Origin of the sequence: Undibacterium sp. JH2W (assembly GCF_049340425.1) — a bacterium.
Taxonomy (GTDB): domain Bacteria; phylum Pseudomonadota; class Gammaproteobacteria; order Burkholderiales; family Burkholderiaceae_D; genus Undibacterium.
The window spans coordinates 218,071-239,290 of the sequence record NZ_JBMPOT010000002.1 but is presented as its reverse complement, the minus strand read 5'-3'; the positions used below and the strand labels follow the sequence as shown (position 1 = coordinate 239,290).

The 21,220-nt window shown below is 50.4% G+C and carries 19 protein-coding genes; 8 read left to right on the top strand and 11 right to left on the bottom strand.

What is annotated here, in order from left to right:
* Positions 1 to 17: 17 nt before the first annotated feature.
* Entirely contained in the window at positions 18 to 698 is a 681-nt protein-coding gene (locus tag ACO0LC_RS03340) for a haloacid dehalogenase type II (RefSeq protein ID WP_423000618.1), read from the bottom strand.
* 166 nt (positions 699 to 864) lie between these two features.
* Here ACO0LC_RS03340 and ACO0LC_RS03335 point away from each other — a divergent pair, with 166 nt between their 5' ends.
* A complete protein-coding gene (locus ACO0LC_RS03335) occupies positions 865 to 1,770 on the top strand; it encodes a LysR family transcriptional regulator (protein WP_423000616.1) in 906 nt (301 codons plus the stop codon).
* A 144-nt stretch (positions 1,771 to 1,914) separates the two neighbouring features.
* On the opposite strand, the gene ACO0LC_RS03330 is transcribed toward ACO0LC_RS03335, so the two are convergent.
* Positions 1,915 to 3,561 carry a hypothetical protein gene (locus tag ACO0LC_RS03330; RefSeq protein ID WP_423000614.1) on the bottom strand — a complete coding sequence of 549 codons (1,647 nt, stop codon included), beginning with the start codon at positions 3,559 to 3,561 and terminating at the stop codon, positions 1,915 to 1,917.
* 360 nt (positions 3,562 to 3,921) lie between these two features.
* On the opposite strand from ACO0LC_RS03330, the gene ACO0LC_RS03325 reads away from it, so the two are divergent.
* On the top strand, positions 3,922 to 6,210 hold the full coding sequence (locus ACO0LC_RS03325; protein WP_423000612.1) for a hypothetical protein: 2,289 nt from the start codon (positions 3,922 to 3,924) through the stop codon (positions 6,208 to 6,210).
* 36 nt (positions 6,211 to 6,246) lie between these two features.
* Here the strand turns inward: ACO0LC_RS03325 and ACO0LC_RS03320 are convergent, their stop codons facing one another.
* The 4 genes from ACO0LC_RS03320 to ACO0LC_RS03305 form a co-directional block, all read right to left on the bottom strand.
* On the bottom strand, positions 6,247 to 7,962 hold the full coding sequence (locus tag ACO0LC_RS03320; protein WP_423000610.1) for a methyl-accepting chemotaxis protein: 1,716 nt from the start codon (positions 7,960 to 7,962) through the stop codon (positions 6,247 to 6,249).
* A gap of 233 nt (positions 7,963 to 8,195) precedes the next feature.
* A complete protein-coding gene (locus ACO0LC_RS03315; protein ID WP_007878889.1) occupies positions 8,196 to 8,399 on the bottom strand; it encodes a cold-shock protein in 204 nt (67 codons plus the stop codon).
* Positions 8,400 to 8,655: 256 nt separating this feature from the next.
* On the bottom strand, positions 8,656 to 9,441 hold the full coding sequence (locus ACO0LC_RS03310; RefSeq protein WP_423000608.1) for an enoyl-CoA hydratase/isomerase family protein: 786 nt from the start codon (positions 9,439 to 9,441) through the stop codon (positions 8,656 to 8,658).
* A 60-nt stretch (positions 9,442 to 9,501) separates the two neighbouring features.
* Positions 9,502 to 9,981 carry a thioesterase family protein gene (locus tag ACO0LC_RS03305; protein ID WP_423000606.1) on the bottom strand — a complete coding sequence of 160 codons (480 nt, stop codon included), beginning with the start codon at positions 9,979 to 9,981 and terminating at the stop codon, positions 9,502 to 9,504.
* Positions 9,982 to 10,125: 144 nt separating this feature from the next.
* On the opposite strand from ACO0LC_RS03305, the gene ACO0LC_RS03300 reads away from it, so the two are divergent.
* From ACO0LC_RS03300 to ACO0LC_RS03285, 4 genes are all read left to right on the top strand, one after another.
* Positions 10,126 to 11,328 (top strand): acetyl-CoA C-acetyltransferase, encoded by a 1,203-nt coding sequence (locus tag ACO0LC_RS03300; protein WP_423000604.1) that lies wholly within the window; start codon positions 10,126 to 10,128, stop codon positions 11,326 to 11,328.
* Between the two features lie 28 nt (positions 11,329 to 11,356).
* Positions 11,357 to 13,480 (top strand): 3-hydroxyacyl-CoA dehydrogenase NAD-binding domain-containing protein, encoded by a 2,124-nt coding sequence (locus ACO0LC_RS03295; protein WP_423000602.1) that lies wholly within the window; start codon positions 11,357 to 11,359, stop codon positions 13,478 to 13,480.
* Positions 13,481 to 13,651: 171 nt separating this feature from the next.
* Positions 13,652 to 14,005 carry a hypothetical protein gene (locus ACO0LC_RS03290; protein ID WP_423000600.1) on the top strand — a complete coding sequence of 118 codons (354 nt, stop codon included), beginning with the start codon at positions 13,652 to 13,654 and terminating at the stop codon, positions 14,003 to 14,005.
* The gene (locus tag ACO0LC_RS03285; protein ID WP_423001033.1) at positions 14,005 to 14,997 is read left to right on the top strand and encodes a CapA family protein; all 993 of its coding nucleotides are present in this window, start codon (positions 14,005 to 14,007) and stop codon (positions 14,995 to 14,997) included. The genes ACO0LC_RS03290 and ACO0LC_RS03285 overlap by 1 nt, the downstream gene beginning before the upstream one ends.
* Here ACO0LC_RS03285 and ACO0LC_RS03280 read toward each other — a convergent pair.
* A complete protein-coding gene (locus ACO0LC_RS03280) occupies positions 14,994 to 15,320 on the bottom strand; it encodes a 2Fe-2S iron-sulfur cluster-binding protein (RefSeq protein WP_423000598.1) in 327 nt (108 codons plus the stop codon). The genes ACO0LC_RS03285 and ACO0LC_RS03280 overlap by 4 nt on opposite strands.
* A gap of 105 nt (positions 15,321 to 15,425) precedes the next feature.
* Between ACO0LC_RS03280 and ACO0LC_RS03275 the strand changes: the two genes are divergently transcribed.
* Positions 15,426 to 15,764, top strand: a complete 339-nt coding sequence (locus tag ACO0LC_RS03275; RefSeq protein ID WP_423000596.1) for a hypothetical protein — start codon at positions 15,426 to 15,428, stop codon at positions 15,762 to 15,764.
* Between the two features lie 104 nt (positions 15,765 to 15,868).
* Here the strand turns inward: ACO0LC_RS03275 and ACO0LC_RS03270 are convergent, their stop codons facing one another.
* From ACO0LC_RS03270 to ACO0LC_RS03255, 4 genes are all read right to left on the bottom strand, one after another.
* Positions 15,869 to 16,165, bottom strand: coding sequence for an SCP2 sterol-binding domain-containing protein (locus tag ACO0LC_RS03270; RefSeq protein ID WP_423000594.1), 297 nt, complete (start codon positions 16,163 to 16,165; stop codon positions 15,869 to 15,871).
* A gap of 97 nt (positions 16,166 to 16,262) precedes the next feature.
* Positions 16,263 to 16,916 (bottom strand): class I SAM-dependent methyltransferase, encoded by a 654-nt coding sequence (locus ACO0LC_RS03265; protein WP_423000592.1) that lies wholly within the window; start codon positions 16,914 to 16,916, stop codon positions 16,263 to 16,265.
* A complete protein-coding gene (locus ACO0LC_RS03260) occupies positions 16,909 to 17,712 on the bottom strand; it encodes an HAD family hydrolase (RefSeq protein ID WP_423000590.1) in 804 nt (267 codons plus the stop codon). The genes ACO0LC_RS03265 and ACO0LC_RS03260 overlap by 8 nt, the downstream gene beginning before the upstream one ends.
* Complete coding sequence (locus tag ACO0LC_RS03255; RefSeq protein ID WP_423000588.1) at positions 17,709 to 18,650, bottom strand: CysB family HTH-type transcriptional regulator; 942 nt, start codon at positions 18,648 to 18,650, stop codon at positions 17,709 to 17,711. Before ACO0LC_RS03255 ends, ACO0LC_RS03260 begins: the two co-directional genes overlap by 4 nt.
* A gap of 336 nt (positions 18,651 to 18,986) precedes the next feature.
* On the opposite strand from ACO0LC_RS03255, the gene ACO0LC_RS03250 reads away from it, so the two are divergent.
* Positions 18,987 to 21,203, top strand: coding sequence for a patatin-like phospholipase family protein (locus ACO0LC_RS03250; RefSeq protein ID WP_423000586.1), 2,217 nt, complete (start codon positions 18,987 to 18,989; stop codon positions 21,201 to 21,203).
* The last annotated feature ends 17 nt before the right edge of the window (positions 21,204 to 21,220 follow it).

Genomic DNA, 21,220 nt, shown 5'->3' with positions numbered 1-21,220 from the left:
AATGAATTAAAACGAAATCAGTTGCGATGTTTTGCTATAAAGGGAATCAAGTCTTGCAGCGTGTTCCCTACACCATGCGGCGTCACGCCCAGTTGTTCCAGCGGTGCGTTTTGCCGGTTGACCCAGAAGGTGGTGTAACCAAACCATGTCGCGCAGCAGGCATCCCAGCAATTGCTGGACACAAACAAAATATTTTTTGCGGGCACACCATATACATCAGGTGCCATTTGATAGGCTTCAGGTGCAGTCTTGAATTTCTTGACGACTTCGACCGACAGCAAATGGCTGAATATGCCCTGCATGCCTGCCGCATCGACAGCCGACTGTAGCATGTGCAAGTTACCGTTCGATAAAATCGACATTTTCATGTCTTGTGCCTGCAAGGCTTGCAGGACAGGCAGATTTTCAGGAAAAGCTTTCAGCCTCGCATACTGACCCATAAGGCTGTTTTGCGCATCCAGTGTCAATTCCAGCCCCAGCTTCTGGCAGCAAAATATCAATGCATCCTGGGTCACTTCCCAGAAGGGCTTGTACATGCTGCACATGGTACGCAGGCGCGTGTATTCAATCTGCTTGTCACGCCAGAGTTCAGCCAAGGCTCTACCCTTACCGGGAAACAACTTATCTGCCTGTTCGCTGATGGAATAGACATCGAACAAAGTACCGTAGGCGTCAAAAGCGATGGCAGAGATGGTCATGGTTTTATTTATTGTCCTGACAATATGAGGCTGGCGTAACTGCAAAAAATTGAATGCTAAGTATCATGAAAGCAGTATATTCAATATAAAATACTATAATCATTGAATTTCATCACTACATCTTTTCATTTTAGTTGCAAATGAAAAGATCACGAACAAAGCTTTCATGGATCAATTCAAACAAATCTCTACTTTTGCCGAAGTGGCAACGCGCGGCAGCCTGTCGGCTGCAGCACGGGCTGAAGGCGTGGCCCCGGCCATGATAGGCCGCCGCCTTGATGCACTGGAAGAACGCCTGGGCGTCAAGCTCTTGCAGCGTACAACCCGCAAACTGGCACTGACCAATGAGGGCGAGGCCTTCCTGGAAGATTGCCAGCGCATCCTGGCCGATCTGGAAGCAGCGGAAGGCGCAGTATCGGAACGCAGCGCCCGTGCCAGTGGCACGCTGACGATCTCGGCCCCTGCCGGTTTTGGCCGCCAGCATGTGGCACCACTGATGCCCTCCTTTTTAAGCGAACACCGCGATGTGAAGCTGACGCTGAGTTTGAATGACCGCGTCGTGGATTTGATTGGTGAAGGCATTGATGTTGCCATACGTATTGCCGCCTTGACCGACTCCAACCTGATAGGCGTCAAGCTGGCAGATAATAAACGGGTAGTAGTCGCCTCCCCTGCCTATATCAAGCGCTATGGCACACCGCAAACCCTGGATGAACTCAGCAAGCACAATTGCCTGGCTTTTAGTGCCGACGGCAGCCAGCGCGGCTGGACTTTTCGCCAGAACGGCAAGAATGTCACGCTGAAGGTGGAAGGCAATATGGTCTGCAATGACGGTGAAGTCTTACATGACTGGGCGCTGTCAGGCAAGGGCCTGGCCTGGCGTTCCATGTGGGAAGTGGGAGCTGAAATTGAATCGGGCAAACTAATGACGGTGCTGGATGAATTCAATGCGCCGGGCAATGATATTTATGCGATCTTTGCCCAGCGCCGTCACCTGCCCTTGCGCATACGGGCCTTCATCGACTTTTTACGTCACGCCTACAGCCAGCCCAATTACTGGAATAAGTCCTGAGCTGCCTCCCCCGATCAGGCTTTTTTACTCTTTTGCTTATAGGACTTACGCAAAATTGTCCCAGCAAGGCGTGGCGACGAAGACAGTACTTCAGTACGTCTAGGAGCTGCAACGCAGCTGGGGCGGTTTTGCGTAAGTCCGAGCTTATTTACCTACCGCAAACAGCACTGCATTATTGATGGCATATACTGCGCCATCTGCTCCTATGGCAGTTGGAGTATAGGATTCGCCCAGGCCACTGGTCAGGCGTATTCTTTCACTGAGGGTATTCGTCGCCAGGTCCCATCGATATAAATAACCATCTTCACTGTTGACCAGGATGGAACGGGTAAAGGGATCGACTGCTGCCGTATTAATACACCATTCATAAACACCACCCGGCCAGTTGGGGTCGGGTGTGGCACCCAAGATAGTCAAGACTTCTGTCATGACTTGCTGTTCAGAGACACTGTCTTTCTGGCTGGTATTCGGGTCCAGTATGGCTATCCGGTTTTTTGAATCACCAGTACCAGAACGCGCATAATTATTGTATTTGACCATGATCAAATAAGGGGAGATGCCTTTGTAACTGGGCAGCATGCTGCTTGGCACAATGGAAGCTGTGTCATCCCAGCCGAAGGAGCCAGGCAATTTTGTTTGCGACAAATCTGCATTGAAATGCAGCATCCAGCCTCGCTGGTTATGGGCACTGGCGGTGGTTTCCAGCACGCCTATATAGACATCGCCATCTGGCCCTATGGTGGGGGATGCGGTGCTGTCATCAGAGACAAAGGCTGCCGCTTTTTCCTGCGGGTCCATCAGGCGCACCTTGCCCTTGACTGCCAGCGTTGCGCTATCCAGGGCCAGCAAATAACCCGCCTGACGTATCCCCGTTGCGGCGTCAGCATTGACGACCACATACAAGGTTTTTTGATCAGCAGAGACAGCGGGGGCACTATTAGTGGCTGGCTTGACGATGCTGGCATCCTCAGTCATGCCAGCTACAGCTACCCAGGTCGCCTTGCCGTCAGCGGTGATGCGGGCAAAGCCGCTACTCACCCCAGCAGGATTGCCTGCATTGGCAACAAAGCCAAAATAAATATTGTTTTGCGCATCTGCTGTAACAGGGGTATTGATAAAGACTGCGGCATCCAGGGCTGCTTTGGCAGCTGTGTATTTTGCGTCACCGTAAAACACTGTAGTCTGGGTAGTCGCCGTGGCAGAGTCTGCATCATCACGGTAATACAGTTTGCCACCGGCACCGGGAGCATAGACGCGGTTATTGCTGGTCAGTGTCAGGTTGTAGCTTGGTGTCCAGCGATGTGTGGGCATGATGTAATCGCTAGGTACGCTCCAGATTTGCGCACCTGTACTGCCAGAACGTGCCTCAAAACGATAGGTATCTGCCGCCTCAAATTTGACAGGCAAAATCACGGTATTTTTTGCTGTGATCACTGGCGAGCCGTAGTGATAAAACAAATAACCAGCCGCCGAATATTGCGGCGCCAGATCAACGCCGGTTTTCCAGAGTATGCGGTTCAGGGGTTGGGTGGCAATACCAGAAATCGCATCATGCTGTGCATTGCGGCCCAGGCCAAACCAGGCAGGTCCATTGACCTGGGTTTCTTTGGGCGGGATGACATCGCCACCACTGACTACGGTACTACCGCCGCTGCTACTACCACCACCGCAAGAAACCAGGACAAGACCCGCCATCAAACTCAGCGCACATTTAATCGCCTTGTCTTGCCATGAATAGCGCTTATTCAAATTGATCTGTGCGCTTGTTTGCATACCTATTAGCGTATTCATTCGTATCCCCAGTTCCCGACATGTCATCGCATTGATATCAACGGTACACGGCAAACTTGAACCCTGGATCTGGATAAGATCAGGACATGAATTGACGTGACAAAAACCAAACTCACAATATTGCAATAGCACACAAGATTGACTTAATTTTGCCAAAAATTCAAGAGTGATTTCAATGTCAGGCTACAATTTGCGTATATTGTTTAGCCCGGCCACGTCTTCATGCGCAAAAATCCCGCTACTATCATCTTCCTCGCAGCCAGTCTGCTTATATCTGCCTGTGGCCAGGACGACAAAGCACCAGCGAAAATAATTCAGTCACCGCCCTTGGCTATACTGTCGTTTACTGCAGAAAAACCCATGACAAATGCCGGCGAAAACAATCACTTGCATTGGCTGGTACAAGGTGCCAAGAAACTGCAGATCAGCCCTGACATAGGGGAAGTCAGCAGTGAACAAAATGTGATTGTGCATGCAGATATTTCCAAGGTATATACGCTGACTGCCACTGATGCGTCAGGTAATGTCGCCAGCGCCACTCTGACGCTTGATGTCAATCAGGAGAGCGGGAAACTGCAGTCTTACCCCATCATGTTTGTCACCCAGGTCCCATTGCAAACAGACCAGGCCGGACGCCTGTCCGCCTTTGCCAATCATTTGACGGATATACATCAAGTACCGCGTGGCGGTGATTTGATGTTGCATTACCCTGATGGCAGCCTGCGCAACCTGACCAGGGAAGCAGGTTTTGGCATGCCTGCCTTTCAGGGCGCAAAAGCGATCGCGGTGCGCGAACCGGCTATACACTGGGATGGGCAAAAAGCACTGTTCAGCATGTTGATTGGCGCACAGGATCAGCCCGGCCAACCCACCAAGACGCGCTGGCAAATCTATGAAGTCACAGGCTTGGGTCAGCATCAAAAAGCAAAGATCAACAAGCTGGCTTTTCAGGATGAAAATTTCAATAATCTGTCGCCACTGTATGCCAGCGATGAATCCATCATCTTCACTTCCGACCGCCCCCATAATGGGCAAGCTCATCTCTATCCACAACTGGATGAATATGAAGCGACGCCGTCCATCAGCGGCATATGGAAATTGAATCCGGCGAATGGACATTTGCAGTTGCTCAGTCACACACCCAGCGGTGCTTTCAATCCCATCATCGACAGTTATGGCAGATTATTGTTTACCCGCTGGGATCATTTGCAACAAGACCAGCTTGCAGATCGCGATCGCGATGCACAAAACAATGGTTTCGCTCTGCCCTTTCACTCATTTAATTATGTAGATGAAAGTCTGAATGCACGCAAATTATCTACACGTGCTGAGGTATTCCCGGAATCTAGAATCGGTAGCACTGGCCCCTATGGGAAAATCAGCGGCTTTCGCAGTAATTTTTTCACGATCTGGCAAATCAACCAGGATGGCACGACAGAAGAGACGCTGAATCACCTGGGCCAGCATGAACTGGCCTTTGGCCCTATGTCAGTCAGCTTTAGTGGCGACGTGCACTTAAAGACACGAACGACTGCTGATCTGCAAGCCAATCGCTTTTCCCTGCGTCGTGAAGCGGGTCTGTTTCATTTGCGAGAAGACCCACTGCATCCAGGAACTTACTATGCCACTGATGCACGAGAAGCGGCATCCTACACCACTAATCACCTCGTCAAACTGCAAGCCAGCCCGGACATGAATCCAGAAAAAATCATGATTACGCCAATAACGATAACTGCAGCCAATGACATCTTGCCAGGTGGCCGCTATCGCAATCCTCTGCCATTGTCAGATGGCAGATTCATCGCCAGTCATACCTCAGACGTGTCGCCACCAGCCGATGGTCTGGGTTTAAGTGATTTGCGCTTGAAGTTCTTGAACAAAGATGAAAAGTCCGGCTTGTATAGTGCAGGATCAAGCTTGACTGGCGGCTTGCATAAATCGCTGAGCTGGTGGGAGGGAAAGGAAAAGAAAAGCTATCAAGGTGCCTTATGGGAACTGGAAGCCGTAGAAGTCAGGTCACGCCCCAAACCCTGGCGTGCCAGTTCTCAACTGGAAGCTCCAGAGCGCGCCGTACTGGCGGAAGAAGCTGTCAGCGAAGCGGCATTACAACAATGGCTCATCAACAATGAGCTGGCCCTGATCGTGACACGCGACCAAACCAGTCGTGACCGTGCCGACATGCAGCAGCCTTACAACTTGCAAGTCCCAGGCGGCAAGAAAACCATTTCCAGCACAGAGAAGCAAGCCAGGGTCTACGATATTTCGCATTTCCAGATAGTCGAAGCCAGCTTGCTCAGGGCATATGAGAACAAGCCGGGGCGACGTGCACTTGCCAGCTTTAGCGATTTACAGAAGATGCATAATCCAGCGTTGGCAGAAGCACCACCAGGCAGTGTGAAAATCGCCAGTGATGGCTCTACCGCCGCCTTTGTTCCTGCAGGCAAAGCCCTGAGCTGGCAAACCACCGATGAAAAAGGCAATGCCATCGTGCGTGAACGTAACTGGATTACTTTCCAGCGTGGAGAAATGCGTGTCTGCACATCCTGCCATGGCGTGAATAGTCTGAACCAGGCGGGCTTGACTACGCCCACCAATAAACCTCAGGCTTTGCGCGAATTGCTGGGCTTGTGGAAGGCACTCGCAAAGTAAAGGCTTGTGACCTTATTTCAAGCGATAAAGGGAAAACTAAAACTCTTCCCAATCATCCTGCCCTGCTGGTGCCGCAGCTTTGGTCGCGCTCTTTGCTGCAGGTGCAGGTGCTCCTGGCAGTGACTTTACAGGAGCACGTTTTGCGACTGGCCTTTCTTTAACAATAGCCCTGGCAGGTGAAGCCTGCGGCGCTTTGGCAACATGATCATTGGCATCAATCTTGAAAATACTGACCGCATTATTCAAATTATTGGCCTGGTCACGCATGCTGCTGGCTGCTGCCGCAGCCTGCTCCACCAGTGCGGCATTTTGCTGTGTTGCCTCATCCATCTTGCCTATAGCCAGGCTGACCTGGTTGATACCATCCCTTTGCTCAGCACTGGCGGCGGTGATTTCGGCCATGATATCAGCCACGTTTTTGATCGATACAACGATCTCATCCATGGTCTTACCGGCATCATCCACCAGACGCGAACCCACCTCGACCTTGTCAACAGAACTACTGATAAGTTCCTTGATTTCTTTCGCCGCATTGGCAGAGCGTTGCGCGAGATTACGCACTTCGGTTGCCACCACCGCAAAGCCCCTGCCCTGCTCACCGGCGCGCGCAGCTTCAACGGCGGCATTCAAAGCAAGAATATTGGTTTGAAAAGCGATGCCATCAATAACGCCAATAATATCAACAATTTTTTTCGAGCTTTCCTTGATCGATGACATGGTATGCACCACGTCACCTACCACCTGACCACCTCTGCTGGCGACTTCAGATGCATTCGATGCCAGGGTACTGGCCTGACGCGCATTGTCGGCATTCTGTTGTACAGTCGAAGTCAGTTCTTCCATGGAAGAAGCCGTTTCTTCCAGGCTGGCAGCCTGTTGCTCAGTACGGCTGGACAAGTCCATATTGCCAGTGGCAATTTCTTCAGAAGAGATAGCAATAGATCCACTTGACTGGCGCACCATGGTCACGGTTTGCATGAGGCTTTGACGCATGTTTTCCAGTGCCGAGACCAATTGCCCCATTTCATCCCTGGATGTTGGCTTCAGTTGCTGCGTCAGGTCACCATTGCCTATGGCTTCAAACTGGGTGATTGCCAATCTCAAAGGGTGGGAGATAGCTGCCAGCAAAAAGTAGGCTGCGACAAATACAGCAACCAGACCACCAATGACACCCAGCGCATCAACCCAGACAAAAGTTGTAAAGGCTTCTTCGCTAAGCTTAAGTGAGTTTGCGGCACTTGAAAATTGATAGTCGCTGAGCTTGGCCATCTGGTCTGAATAGGCACTATAGGCAGGCGGCACTATCTTCATATTGATATTGTCTGCTTCTTCCTTATTGCCAGACTTGATGGCATTAAACATAGGCAGATGGGCGTCCTTGATGTATTTGTCGCGCAATGCAGCAACGCCATCAGAAATTTTTTTCTCTTCCTCATCCTGGGGTAAGGTCAGATATTTTTTCCAGGAGACTTCAGACTGGTTTAGAAATTCTTCCGAACGTTTGATGGTATCAGCGGTATCAGGATAATCAGGATGGGCGATTGCCCGGTCAAGAGCAGTGCGGGAACGCAGGATAAAGACCCGGGATTGCCCCAATGCCTCTACTGAAGGTAATTGATTGGAAAAAATGTCCTTGATAACGGCATTGCTATTCCTGACGCCGTATATTCCCATCAATCCACCAATGACCAACATAATGGCCATGAAAGCCATTGCACCTATCAGCCTTAATCTGATCGTCAGATTGAACATCTTCACTTCCCCTTTTAACGTTCCAGTTTGGAACAAGAATACAAAAATTCTTATCAAGAGTATTGATCCGAGACAACTTTAGTGCATCTGCTGCAAATTAAGTATAAATAAGTTTGCAAGTAATAGGTTAAGAAAATTTTGTGCTTTTGCAAAAAAAAATCCCCGATAAATCGGGGATTTTTTAGAGCAAATCTGGTGCGACACCAGACATCAGCAGACTAACAAAGAAGCAATTAGATTGCTTGGATGTTAGAAGCTTGCTTGCCTTTAGGGCCTGTCGTTACTTCGAAAGAAACGCGTTGGTTTTCTTTCAAAGATTTGAAGCCATTAGATTGGATAGCGGAGAAATGAGCAAACAGATCTTCACCGCCTTCATCTGGAGTGATGAAGCCGAAACCTTTTGAATCATTGAACCATTTAACAATACCTGTTGCCATTACAATTTCCTATTTCAGTTAATGTGGGCATATGCCCGATAGATCGTTTCAACCAAGTAAGAAATGACAGACTGATACTGCACTACCACTTTGAATCTCAACGACTGAACGATTATACGCAGAATTTCGGGGAAAAGTAAAATAAAACACTACACTTTGAATTTATCTTGCGTTTCCAGATGGAAAAACCGACTTTCAGGCATAAAACCCGTCATTAAACTGTCACATTCGCTCTTTCAGAGCCAAATTACCATCCTCAGTTCAGCTTGCAACCAAAATGTGCGGTACGCTTATCCAGGAAGGCTGATACACCCTCCGCAAAGTCTGCAGTCATGGTAACTGAAGCAAAAGCCTCTATTTCGTCGTTGACCTGCTGCTCCAGCGAAGTTGCATCTGATTGATAAATCAGGCGCTTCATCCTGGCATAGCTCTCCTGCGGACCACGCAGCAGCCGCATTGCCAGCTTTTCTGTGACATCTTTCAATTGTTCTGGCGGCACGACAAGATTAATGAGACCAAAGGCAAGTGCTTCATCGGCATCAAAATTTTCTGAAAACAATAACCATTCCAGCGCCTTGCGGTTACCAACCAGGCGTGGCAAGAACCAGGTATTGCCCACATCAGGGCTGGCACCTATCTTGGCATAGGCCATATTAAAGCGTGTGCCCTTGGCCGCGACGACCAGGTCAGCCGCATTCATGGTGCCCATGCTGCCACCAGCTACCGCGCCATGGACCGAGGCAATCACAATCGCAGGCAGTTGGTGCAAGCGTAATATCGCCTGGTTCAACTCAGCACCAATTTCACGTATGGCTTCAGGGGATGCAGGATCGCCGGGCTTGAAGCTGGCAATGTCGCCGCCAGCACCAAATACCTTGCCCTCGGCACGGATAATGACGACGCGTATGCTACGGTCTTCTGCCAGCAACTCGGTCAACTGGTTCAGGGAACGTATTTCTGCCGCCCCCATCACATTCATGCAGTTTGGATTATCAAAAATCATGGTGGCCAATCCATTGGCTTTTTCCAAGCGTATGCTCATGTCATCCCCCTAGTTATGATTTATATCTATCATCCTAGTAACAAGCGGGCAGAAAGGCAATCAGGCACGGCCATGTAACATGAAAGCAGCAGCACCTGTCGCAATTCTGTCACCTTTTTCATTCCGTAAATCCATAAGGACATTAGCAACACGCTTGCCCAGCCTGGTGACTTCGGCAGTGGCAACAAAATGCTTGCCGCGTCCTGGCTGCAAATAATCGATGCGCAAATCTATGGTGCTCATCTTGCCAAACTCCTTGATTTGCGACATGACATCATCTTGCGGGCTTTGCTGCGCCATTTTGAGCAAGATGGCAAAACCTGCCACGCTATCCAGTACAGAAGCGATCACACCGCCATGCAACATGCCCTGGGCAAAATTACCCAATAACTCGTCGCGCATGCCTATGGATAGGCGAGGCGCATCCGGGTCAAAACTATCGAGCTTCATGCCCAGTAAATGACAGAACGGGATTTTTTCCTCAATGACAATCTTGAGCACACCTTGAAACTCGGGGTTATTAATGATGTTTTGTGTCATTACTACTGTCCTCATGTTCTGTGAGCAAATTTAAAACACAGCATTTAATCAAGCATTTGCTTTATTAATTGTATCATCATACACTTGAGCAGCAATAAAGCCATCTATCCACTCATATACAGACTAGCAGACAGGAGAAAACAAATGACCGAAGCCTATCTTTTTGATGCGCCGCGCACGCCGCGTGGCAAGGGCAAGAAAGATGGTTCGCTGCATAGCGTCAAACCCATCTCATTACTGTCTGGCCTGATGCAGGATATGCAGCAACGCTTATCCCTCGATACTGCACTGATTGATGATGTAGTTCTTGGCTGTGTTACCCCCATAGGTGACCAAGGTGCAGATATTGCCAAGACTGCCGCACTTGCCGCCGGCTGGGACTGGCAAGTCGCAGGCGTGCAACTGAACCGTTTTTGCGCATCTGGCCTGGAAGCAGTCAATCTGGCGGCGCAAAAAGTACGTTCTGGATGGGAAGACCTGGTGGTTGCTGGCGGTGTTGAATCGATGTCGCGCGTGACCATGGGATCAGACGGTGGTGCCTGGGCAGCCGACCCGCACACCAGCATGCAAACCGACTTTTTGCCACAAGGCATAGGGGCCGACCTGATCGCTACGCTGGAAGGTTTCAGCCGTGAAGATGTCGATGCCTTTGCCTTGCGCTCGCAAGAAAAAGCGACGGTGGCGCGGGCTGCTGGCCGTTTCAAATCACTGCGCCCGGTGCGCGACATGAATGGCCTGGTGATACTGGCAGAAGATGAATTCATCAAACCGCAATCCAGCATGGCTGCGCTGGCCTCGCTCAAGGCTTCATTTGAAATGCCGGGCAAGATGGGTTTTGATAGTGTGGCCATACGCAAGTATCCACACATAGAAAGAATCAACCATGTACACACTGCCGGTAACTCTTCCGGCATTGTTGATGGCGCGGCTCTCGCCCTGATAGGTACTGAAGCCATGGGCATACGCCTGGGCCTGAGCCCGCGTGCCCGCATCGTTGCGTCTGCCGTGACAGGCACTGACCCCACTATCATGCTGACCGGGCCGGGGCCGGCTACTTTAAAAGCCTTGAACAAGGCTGGTCTGCGTATAGAAGACATCGATCTGTTTGAAGTCAATGAAGCTTTTTCTGCGGTCGTCATGAAGTTCATGAAAGACCTCAAGGTGCCGGAAGAAAAAGTGAACGTGAATGGCGGCTCGATTGCACTCGGCCACCCGCTGGGGGCAACTGGTTGCATGTTGCTGGGTAATCTGATTGATGAGCTGGAAGCGCGTCAGTTAAAACGTGGCCTCATCACCTTGTGTGTAGGTGGTGGCATGGGCATTGCCACCATCATAGAGCGCGTATAAATCAGAACATAAGAACGAGAAAAACATCATGATCAATTACAGCAAAGACGAACAACAAATAGTCACTCTCAACATCGATATGCCAGGCTTGTCGGTCAACACCATGAATGCCGCATTTCGTGATGCACTGGCATCAGCCGTAACCAGGCTGGAAGAAGAAAAAGAGCAATGCAGCGGCGTCATACTAACTTCTGGCAAGGACAGTTTTTTTGCCGGTGGTGACTTGCGTGAACTTATCAGCATACGAGACGCGAAATCCTGTCTGGAGATGGTGGAGAAAAACAAGGCCGTGCTGCGCCGCCTGGAAAAACTGGGCAAGCCTGTAGTTGCCGCCATCAATGGCAGCGCCCTTGGCGGTGGACTGGAGCTGGCACTGGCCTGTCACTACCGCATCGCCCTGGATAATGCCAAAGCAAAAATCGGTTTCCCGGAAGTAACGCTGGGACTATTGCCTGGTGCAGGCGGTGTGGTACGTACTGTGCGCCTGCTGGGCTTGCAGGAAGCCATGCCTTACCTGTTGGAGGGCAAGCAGATTTCCCCGGCAGCCGCCGTCAAGGCTGGTCTGGTGCATACCCTCGCCAGCAGTCATGAAGACATGTTGCAACAGGCTCGTTCCTGGATACTGGCCAAGCCACAGGCGCAACAGCCTTGGGACGATGCAGCCTATAAACTGCCAGGTGGTGCAGCCAATTCTGCCAAGTTGCTGCCGATGATCATGGTGGCACCTGCCATGTTGCGCGAAAAAACCCGGGGCAATTATCCTGCGCCAGAAGCCATATTGGCTGCGATGGTAGAAGGGGCACAAGTCGACTTTGACAATGCACTGAAAATTGAAGGGCGCTATTTCACCCATCTGGCAACAAGCCAGGTCGCCAAGAACATGATAGGCACCCTGTTCTTCCAGATGCAGGAAATCAGCTCAGGCAAAAGCCGCCCGCGAGATATTGCAAAATCCAAAGTCAACAAACTCGGCGTGATAGGTGCAGGCATGATGGGTGCTGGCATAGCCGCTGTCAGCGCAGCGCGCGGCATAGCTACGGTATTGAAAGAGCAGACACTGGAGAAAGCCGAGCAAGGCAAAACCAAGATTGCCGATAGCCTGCATAAGAAAGTAGACCAGGGCCGTTTGTCTGCAGAAAAGGCCGCGAGCCAACTGGAACTGATACAGCCTACAGCAAGCACCAGTGATTTTTCTGGATGTGATCTCATCATCGAAGCCGTGTTTGAAAATCGTGAACTCAAAGCAGCAGTCAGCAGCGAAGCGGAAAGCATGCTGGCAGCAGACGGCGTCATGGCCAGCAATACCTCCACCCTGCCGATTACTGGACTGGCAAAAGCAGTCAGCAATCCTGAACGTTTTATAGGCATACACTTCTTTTCACCCGTCGATAAAATGCAACTGGTGGAAATCATCAAGGGCAAACAAACCAGCGAAGCGACACTGGCGCGCGCCTATGACTATGTACTACAAATAGGCAAGACACCCATCGTCGTCAATGATGCACGCGGCTTTTTCACCAGCAGGGTGTTTGCCAGCTTTGTCAACGAGGGTTTGAGCATGCTGGCAGAAGGCTTGCCAGCAGCGCTCATAGAAAACTCCGCACTCTCAGTCGGCATGCCGGTAGGCCCACTGGCAGTGCAGGATGAAGTATCACTGAGCCTGTCACGCCATGTCGCGGCGCAAACCAAAGCCGATCTGGAAGCAGAAGGCAAGAGCTGGCAAGTACCCGCATCTGCCACCATCATCAATACCATGCTCGATGAACATCAGCGCGCAGGCAAGGCTGCTGGTGCGGGCTTTTATGAATATCCTACAGATGGTGGCAAGAAGTATCTGTGGCCGGAACTAAGCACATTAGTTGGCAAGGCCGACGTCAGTCTGCCTTATGTCGATTTGCAAGACAGGTTTTTATACATGCAGGCGATAGAAACCCTGCGCTGCCTGGACGAGGGTGTACTGGAGTCGACCCGTGATGCGAATATAGGTTCCATCTTTGGCATAGGCTTCCCGGCCTGGACTGGCGGTGCCGTGCAATTTGTCCATCATGTGGGGGTACAGCGATTTGCTGAGCGCGCAGCAGAATTGCAAGCCCTGTATGGTGAGCGCTTTGCCTTGCCAGCCAATTACCAGGTGCTTGCGGCCGACAGTTAACAATATTGAGATTACAGCATCATGTAAAATTTCAAGAAAGCGGGCTTCCCTGCACCCTTAAATCCTGTGATAATCAGCGCTCGACTAATTCAGGGCGGTGCAACTATGTGGTCAGGTGAAAGATGGTGGGGAGGCAGTCTTGTTGTATTCAGCAGTCTTTTATTGATGACCATGCCATGCGCAGCCAAGCCGCTCTTGCGCTGCTATGTCAGCTACGCTGGCAGCATGCAAACCATAGAGAGCCAGTTAGTCTCTGATCCCTATGATGTAAAAACCACTGACGTAGGTGAGCGTTTTACCTTCAAGGCTGTCATGGTAGGCAAAGCGCAGCAGATAGACTATATCAAGCTGTATGCGTATTTTCAAACCCGCCGCAGTGATATCCCCGTCCACCAGGCAACTTACCATCCGCCCTTTAAAATCACGAAGAAAGAAAGCTTGCTGACACCGCAAAATTCTATCTATGCAGGTGATATAGAACGTGAATTGCAGTACCGCTGCACTTTGCAGGAGGTACAGCAATGATGAGACTCAAGCATGTAAGCAAACTGTTAGCGGCATTTACACTGGCGGGCGCACTCACCCACACTGCCCTGGCGCAAGACGACAGCGTCAGCATACTGTTTGCTGGCGACGTGGTCCTCGATGGCAAGCCAGGCAAAATGATTGCCGAAGGCAAGGACCCTTTTTTTGCCTTTGCCAAATTATTCAAAAGTACAGACATACGCGTGGTCAACCTGGAATGCGTGGTTGCCACGACAGGTGATGCTGCCGACAAGAATTTCACCTTCCGCGCGCATCCCCGCACCCTGGCTACGCTGAAGCAGCATGTCGATGCAGTGTCGATTGCGAATAATCATTCAGGCGATTTTGGTCGTGCGGCTTTCCAGGAAATGCTGGGTTTGCTGGATCAGCAGCATATCGGGCGCTTTGGCGGTGGCAATAATCTGCGCGAAGCACATACCCCACTGATCATAGAAAAGAAAGGTTTGCGTATAGCCCTGCTGGGCTATAACGAGTTCATGCCACGCAGCTTTGAAGCAGAGGCAGAGGCTGCAGGTGTCGCCTGGAGTGAAGATGAGCAAGTCGTGCTTGACATTCGCAATGCGCGTCAGCAGTACCATGCCGACCTGGTCATCCCCTTCATGCACTGGGGTTGGGAAAATGACAAGCTCGCCGTTGACAGGCAGCGCCAGTTAGCGAGATTGATGATAGATGCAGGTGCCGATGCCATCATAGGTGGCCATCCTCATGTGATACAGGATGTAGAACATTACAAGGGTAAGCCCATCATTTACAGCCTGGGTAATTTTGTCATGGATGAACTCGACAATGAACCACAAACCCGCGGCTGGGTGATACGGCTGCAACTGGATAAACAAGGTGTCAAAGCCTGGGACACCCGTTTGGCCAAGATAGAGAATGATGGCGTGCCCCACCCAGTGCCAGAAGCCAGTACAGCCTGCTGGAACCGTAAAGATGGGCAACTCAAGCAATGTAGTAATGCAATGGACTAATTTTCCTCATTAAACACTTTGACTGCAGCTGGCACATCCAACACCACATCCGAGCAGGCCTGGGCGACACAGGGCAGTATCCAGCCCTCCTGCTTTTCTTCCAGGCTCAGTCCAGGCCAGGCTATCTGGTAGCGAATCTCCCCTGCCAGCATCTGGCACATGCAAGTGCGGCAAGTACCATTGCGGCATGAGTTGGGCATACGTATGCCCTCCAGCAAGGCGGCTTCCAGCAAGCTGAGTCCTTCCACAGCATCGCAGGACCAGCTCTGGGGCTGTACCGTCAGTGTCCACACCTTATTAACTAATGCATCTGGCTCACTCATTTTTTCTCGCTATCGTCCTTGTCTTCATGCCCGAATTTTACTAGATTGAAAGTCTGCCCTCCTGTTGACTGTCAGCAGCGGCAGAAGTCATTCCAGGAGCTCAACATGATGGCAGCCAGTGCAAGTCAACTTTCCCAGCAGCAAGATATTTATTCAGAAAGGCGTAATGTCCGTGCACCAGATTTTATTCTGCTGCAGCTCGATCCCCGCGACGTCATAGAAGGAGTAATGTTAAAAGAAGGTTTTCAATCCGAGGATGCGCCCTCGGCAGGTAATATGCGTGAGCATTGCCCCCATTGCAGTGGTGTGCAGCTGCAACTGATATTGCGCTATAAATTCGTCAAACGTTCCCACTTGTTTTGCAGTAGTTGCACACGCTGCTATGATGCCCTGTACCCAGATGGCACTTCGGCACTGGCTTTAAGTGCGATGTCGCTGGTCTAGTGCATATTTCGAACGCATATTGCAGGTGCAAAATGAAAACGGCATTTCCTCGCTATCGCTAAAGGAAATGCCGCTCTGTTCAGGTGGGTCTGTAAGACTGGTTCTTACACCACAGTCTGCAAACGCATGGCGACGCTCATGTCGCCGGAAACTTTCAACTTGCCCATCATGAAGCCGTTCATAGGATTCAATTGACCAGTCAGCAAGGCTGCCAGGTTTTCCAGGGAAATGGAGATGGTGCAGCCAGCTTCCTTGTTTTCATTGCTGACCGTATTTGGTGTCACCAGCGCATCAACAAATACCACGCCTTCATCAGCGCAATCAAATTTCAGGGTGGCATTCAAACCACTATCATCACCAACTTTAGCGCGTATCGCTTCTGTGCAAGCTTGCAGATCCATGAATTACTCCAGAAAAAATTTTAACGACTTGCAATGTATCACGGCAGGCTTTCGAGGGACAATACTAGAAGTGCGTTGAACTCATTTCATCAAGAACCTACTTCAATACGCAAGTCAGCATCCAGTAGTAAGTGTTCCTGAAAATACGGATATCCCGCACGGCAGGACCAAACTTTTTGCGCAATGCACTATCGGTAGGGAAGTTCTTGAGTATCTCTACCCTGCTGCCATCTTCCTGCTTGCGTAACTGGAAGGTATTGCCCTCAAGATCGGTGCGGGCAATCACGGTGCTGCTGCCTTCGACGTAATTATTGTCGATCAGTACCAGGGTAGTGCCTTTACCTGTCACCTTGCTGAGATGCCCCAACAAGCTGGTCTGGTCATCACGCATGACATGTGACCAGAAAAAACCGGCAAAGCAAGCCGTATATTGGTCTGCCTTTGCTGCGGGCAGGTCATGCAAATCTGCCAGGGCAAATTGTACTTTGCCTTCTGGATAAGATTTGGCCTGCGCCACATCCAGCATGGGCTGGCAATAGTCAGTCGCCACAACGCTTGTTGCCTGTGGCACAAAACGCTCAGTCCAGTAGCCTGTGCCGCAGGCGACTTCCAGCACACGCTGGTCTTTCAATACGTCCAGTACTTTGCCCTGGATTTCACGCAAGTCTTGTTGGCGCTCAGGCTTCTGATACACTTTTTCCAGAGTCTGGGCGCGTTGCGCATAGTATTCGCGCATTTTATTTTCACTCATTTTTATCTTTCAACAGAAAATCTACCAACTCTACAAATCCCTCGCCAAATTCAGCATTGCAGACATAGGCCGGGTGGGCCTCAAACCTGTCCAGGTATTTGCGTATATTTGCCACCCCGACCGAAAGCGGGTAGTGGGCAAACATGCTGGCATCATTGGCAGAATCGCCAATAAATACATAAGTCTTTTTTGCAGCTTCATCGCTGACGCCAAAGACTTCGCCTAGTACCCTTTGGCTCATGCTTTGCTTGCTGAACGGTGCAACCGAGGCATGGGCATGGATACTGCTGGTGGTCGCATGAAAACCATGCTCACGTATCAGGGCCACGACTTCATTCAATTGTGACAGTGGTATCGCAGGAATATTTTCCGCAATATCAAATGCCAGATCACCTATGCGTTGTGCCGCATCGGCAGCAGGTAATACATCCGGAAAATGCTGGCGCATGATGTCAGCAAAATCCAGCAGGCGCTGCCTGTGCTGCGCACGGGTTGCTGCATCAGCATAGTACATGGCTTGTTGCCTGCCCTCTCCATCTATCCAGAAAGCACTCGCGCCATTTTCTGCAATGACAGCATCAAAATCACATAGTCTTAATAAGGGCAAAGTCCAGTAAGTAGGCCGCCCTGTCACAGCTATGCGCCGCAAACCCGCATTTTTTGCCCGGTCCAGCGCAGCCAGTGCAGCTACGGTCAATTTGCCATGGCTACTGAAGGTGTCATCAATATCCGTCAATATGCCGCGCACCTGCCGGCGTTGCTCTGCAGGCCAGTGACTCAGTGCCTGCATGCTCATAGATCGTAGGTATCTTTATTGCCCTGCATGACATTGTCTATCATTTTGCGGTTCAGGGTAGGGTTCAACAACTCTATGAAGGTATAAATATAGCTACGCAGATAAGCGCCCTGCTTGATCGCTACTCGCGAAATATTCATGCCAAACAACTGGCCCACAGGTATGGCGCGCAAATTCTTATCGCGCTCTGCATCAAAGGCCATGCCAGCAATAATACCAACCCCCATCCCCAGCTCTACATAAGTTTTGATGACATCAGCATCAATGGCTTCCAACAAAATATCCGGTTTCAGGTTACGTATCTGGAAAGCATGGTCTATCTTGCTGCGACCTGCAAAAGCTGCATCATAGGTAATCAAGGAATAATGGGCAATTTCTTCCAGGCTGATGTTCTTTAATTTCAACAAGGGATGCTCAACCGGGACGACAACCACATGCTCCCATTGATAACATGGCAAGGAAATCAAGCCATCAAAGCCAGCAATGGCTTCTGTCGCAATCGCAATATCTGCCTGGTCGCGCATGACCATTTCGGCAATTTGCTTGGGGTTACCTTGCAACAAGGACAATCTTACCTTGGGATATTTTTGCATGAAGGCTTGCACTACCTTGGGCAATGCATAACGTGCCTGGGTGTGGGTGGTGGCAATGGTGAAGCTGCCACTGTCCTGCGCTGCGAATTCCTTGCCTATGCGTTTGAGTCCATCAATTTCTTGCATGATGAGCTCAACCGACTTCAACACCGCCCTGCCCGGCTCCGTCAAACCACGTATGCGCTTGCCATGTCGGGTGAAAATATCAACGCCCAACTCCTCTTCCAGCTCAATAATTGCCTTGGAAACACCGGGCTGCGATGTAAATAAGGCCTTGGCAGCCTCAGTCAGATTAAAATTCTGTCTTACAGCTTCGCGTACAAAGCGCAATTGATGTAGGTTCATGGGTAGTTTTTTTGTAAAGGCGAGGATAATCTCGTAGAACCTGTTTTCTATCTTAAGCGCGAGCACAATTGGAGTTAATGCGAGGGCTCATGCGCTGCTCAAAATACTCATGTACTAGAGTACATTCCGCTTTTTGCGCTGCGCTTTTGTTACCCTGACCCCGCTGACACTCGCTCGCTACAGATCGCCAACAAGTTCTTATGCAATTATACCTAGGTTAGCATCGTTTTATATGCATGCGTTAGTATATAGACCCTGAGCCAAGAATTCCATGTTTCCACCAATTACAACATGCATAAATCATTTTTACATCTAGTTTTCAGCCTTGTCAGCAGTTTGCTGATCCCACATCTATCCCACGCTGAAAGTATTACAGTCCCTGCAACACCAGTAAAGCACCCCAGGATATGCCTAGCCTTGTCTGGCGGCGGCGCACGTGGCTTTGCCCATGTAGGTGTACTCAAGGTACTGGAAGAGTTACGTATTCCGATTGATTGTATCGCTGCTACCAGTATGGGAGCGGTGGTAGGCGGTCTGTATGCAGCAGGTTTTTCTGCCAGCGAAATCGAAGCTAAGCTGGATGCATTGAAACTCAATGACATTGCCCTTGATCGCGTAGAAAGGCGCTACCTTCCACAAAGCGTCAGGGAAGAAGATGAACAATACCCGCTGGGAGCAACCCTGGGCCTGAGTACCAATGGGGTCAGGTTACCAGCGGGCGTGGTGCAAGCCAGCCAGTTTCTCGAAATCTTGCAGAATTGGACAGCACATCTACAGCCTGATATTGATTTTGACAAGCTTCCCATCCCTTTCCGCACACTGGCCACAGATATGGAAACCGGGAAAATGGTGGTCTTCACCAAAGGCCCCCTGCATAAAGCCATACGTGCCAGCATGGCTGCGCCGGGCGTATTTGCCCCCATAGAAATCGATGGCAGATTATTGTCCGATGGTGGTCTTGTCAGAAACCTGCCCGTGGATATAGTAAAACAGATGGGTGCAGATGTGGTAATTGCCGTCAACATCGGCACCCCCTTGATGCCACGCGACCAGTTACTGACCCTGTTCAATGTTAGCCAGCAAATGGTTAACATATTAACCGAGCAAAATGTGGAAGCCCAAAAAGCACTGCTTGCGCCCAATGACTTATTAATAGAACCCAATCTGGGCAATATCAGCTTCATGGACTTTGCCAGATCAAAGGAAGCTGTACTCATCGGTGAAAAAGCCACCTATGCCCTGAATGCAAAACTGGCCGCGTATAGTCTGCCAGCCGAAGTTTATGCCATCAGGCATGAGATACGTCTCAACCCTCAACTACCGCCGATCAAAATACAATTTGTCGACGTCGTCACCAACGGCGCAGTGCCTGAAAGTGACATACGCCGCCAATTAAACATACACGCAGGTACAGAATATAAGGCTGAAGACATTAACCGCAAGCTGGCCATACTGAATAATGCCCGCGAATTTGACAGTATCAACCACGAGCTGGTGGAGCGTGATGGCGAATATGGCATACGCGTGAATGCCTATGGCCGCAACTGGGGACCGCATTTCCTGCGCTTTGGTTTGGCGTTATCAAGTGGCTTTGAAGGCACAGGAGGCTTCAAGCTGCAGGTTGGTCACAGACGCCCCTGGCTGACCGATGGCGGTCTGGAATGGCGCAATGACCTGGAATTTGGCAATAGCATCAAATACCATACCGAGTTGCGACAACCCCTGTTTGAGCGTGAGGGTATGTACCTCGCACCATTTGCAGAGATTGGACAAAACACCAGAAATTTATATAGCGACAATACCCGCATTGCTGAATATAACTTCCGTAGTGACAAGCTGGGGCTGGATCTTGGTTTCCGCTTAGGTGAACAAAGCATACTGGGTGAAGCCAAGCTGGGCTTGAACTTCAACCACTACCGCGTACGACCCAAGATAGGCGGTTACTTGCTGCAAAATCAAGATGGCAGTGTAAAAGTGGAGTCACTGCCCAGCGCAGACTTGCAGCAATTTGGCCTGAAGACGGCAATCGTCATAGATCAGCTCAGTGATGTCAGTTTCCCGCGCTATGGCTATAAAGTAGATGCCAGCGCCTTCCTCGGCACAAGTGACACCCATAAAAACTTCCAGGAAGTGGCAATCAATACCACCTGGGCCAATAGCATCAATAACCACAGCATCAACCTGAAACTGAATGCAGCCGGGCTGTTCCAGAAAGGGACAGATGTGCGCGGCATAGGCTCTACCCTTGGTGGCTTTCAGCAATTGTCTGCCTATCAGCCTGACCAGTTCACTGGTGACTTCATGGTCTACGGTAGCCTGACATATTTGCTGCGCGCCGTGAAGTTTGATTTGGCGGGACAAAGTCTCTTTCTTGGTACATCTCTGGAAGCAGGCAATGTCTGGGAACGAGGGGAATATATGTCGTTTAAGTCATTGCGCAAGAGTGTCAGCCTGTTTGCTGGTTTCAACAGTTTCATAGGCCCTATCTACCTGGGTTTTGCAGTGGGGCAAAGTGGCGCAAAAAATGTTTTCTTCCAGTTAGGCAGGCAATAAAAAAGCTCCTCTTAAGA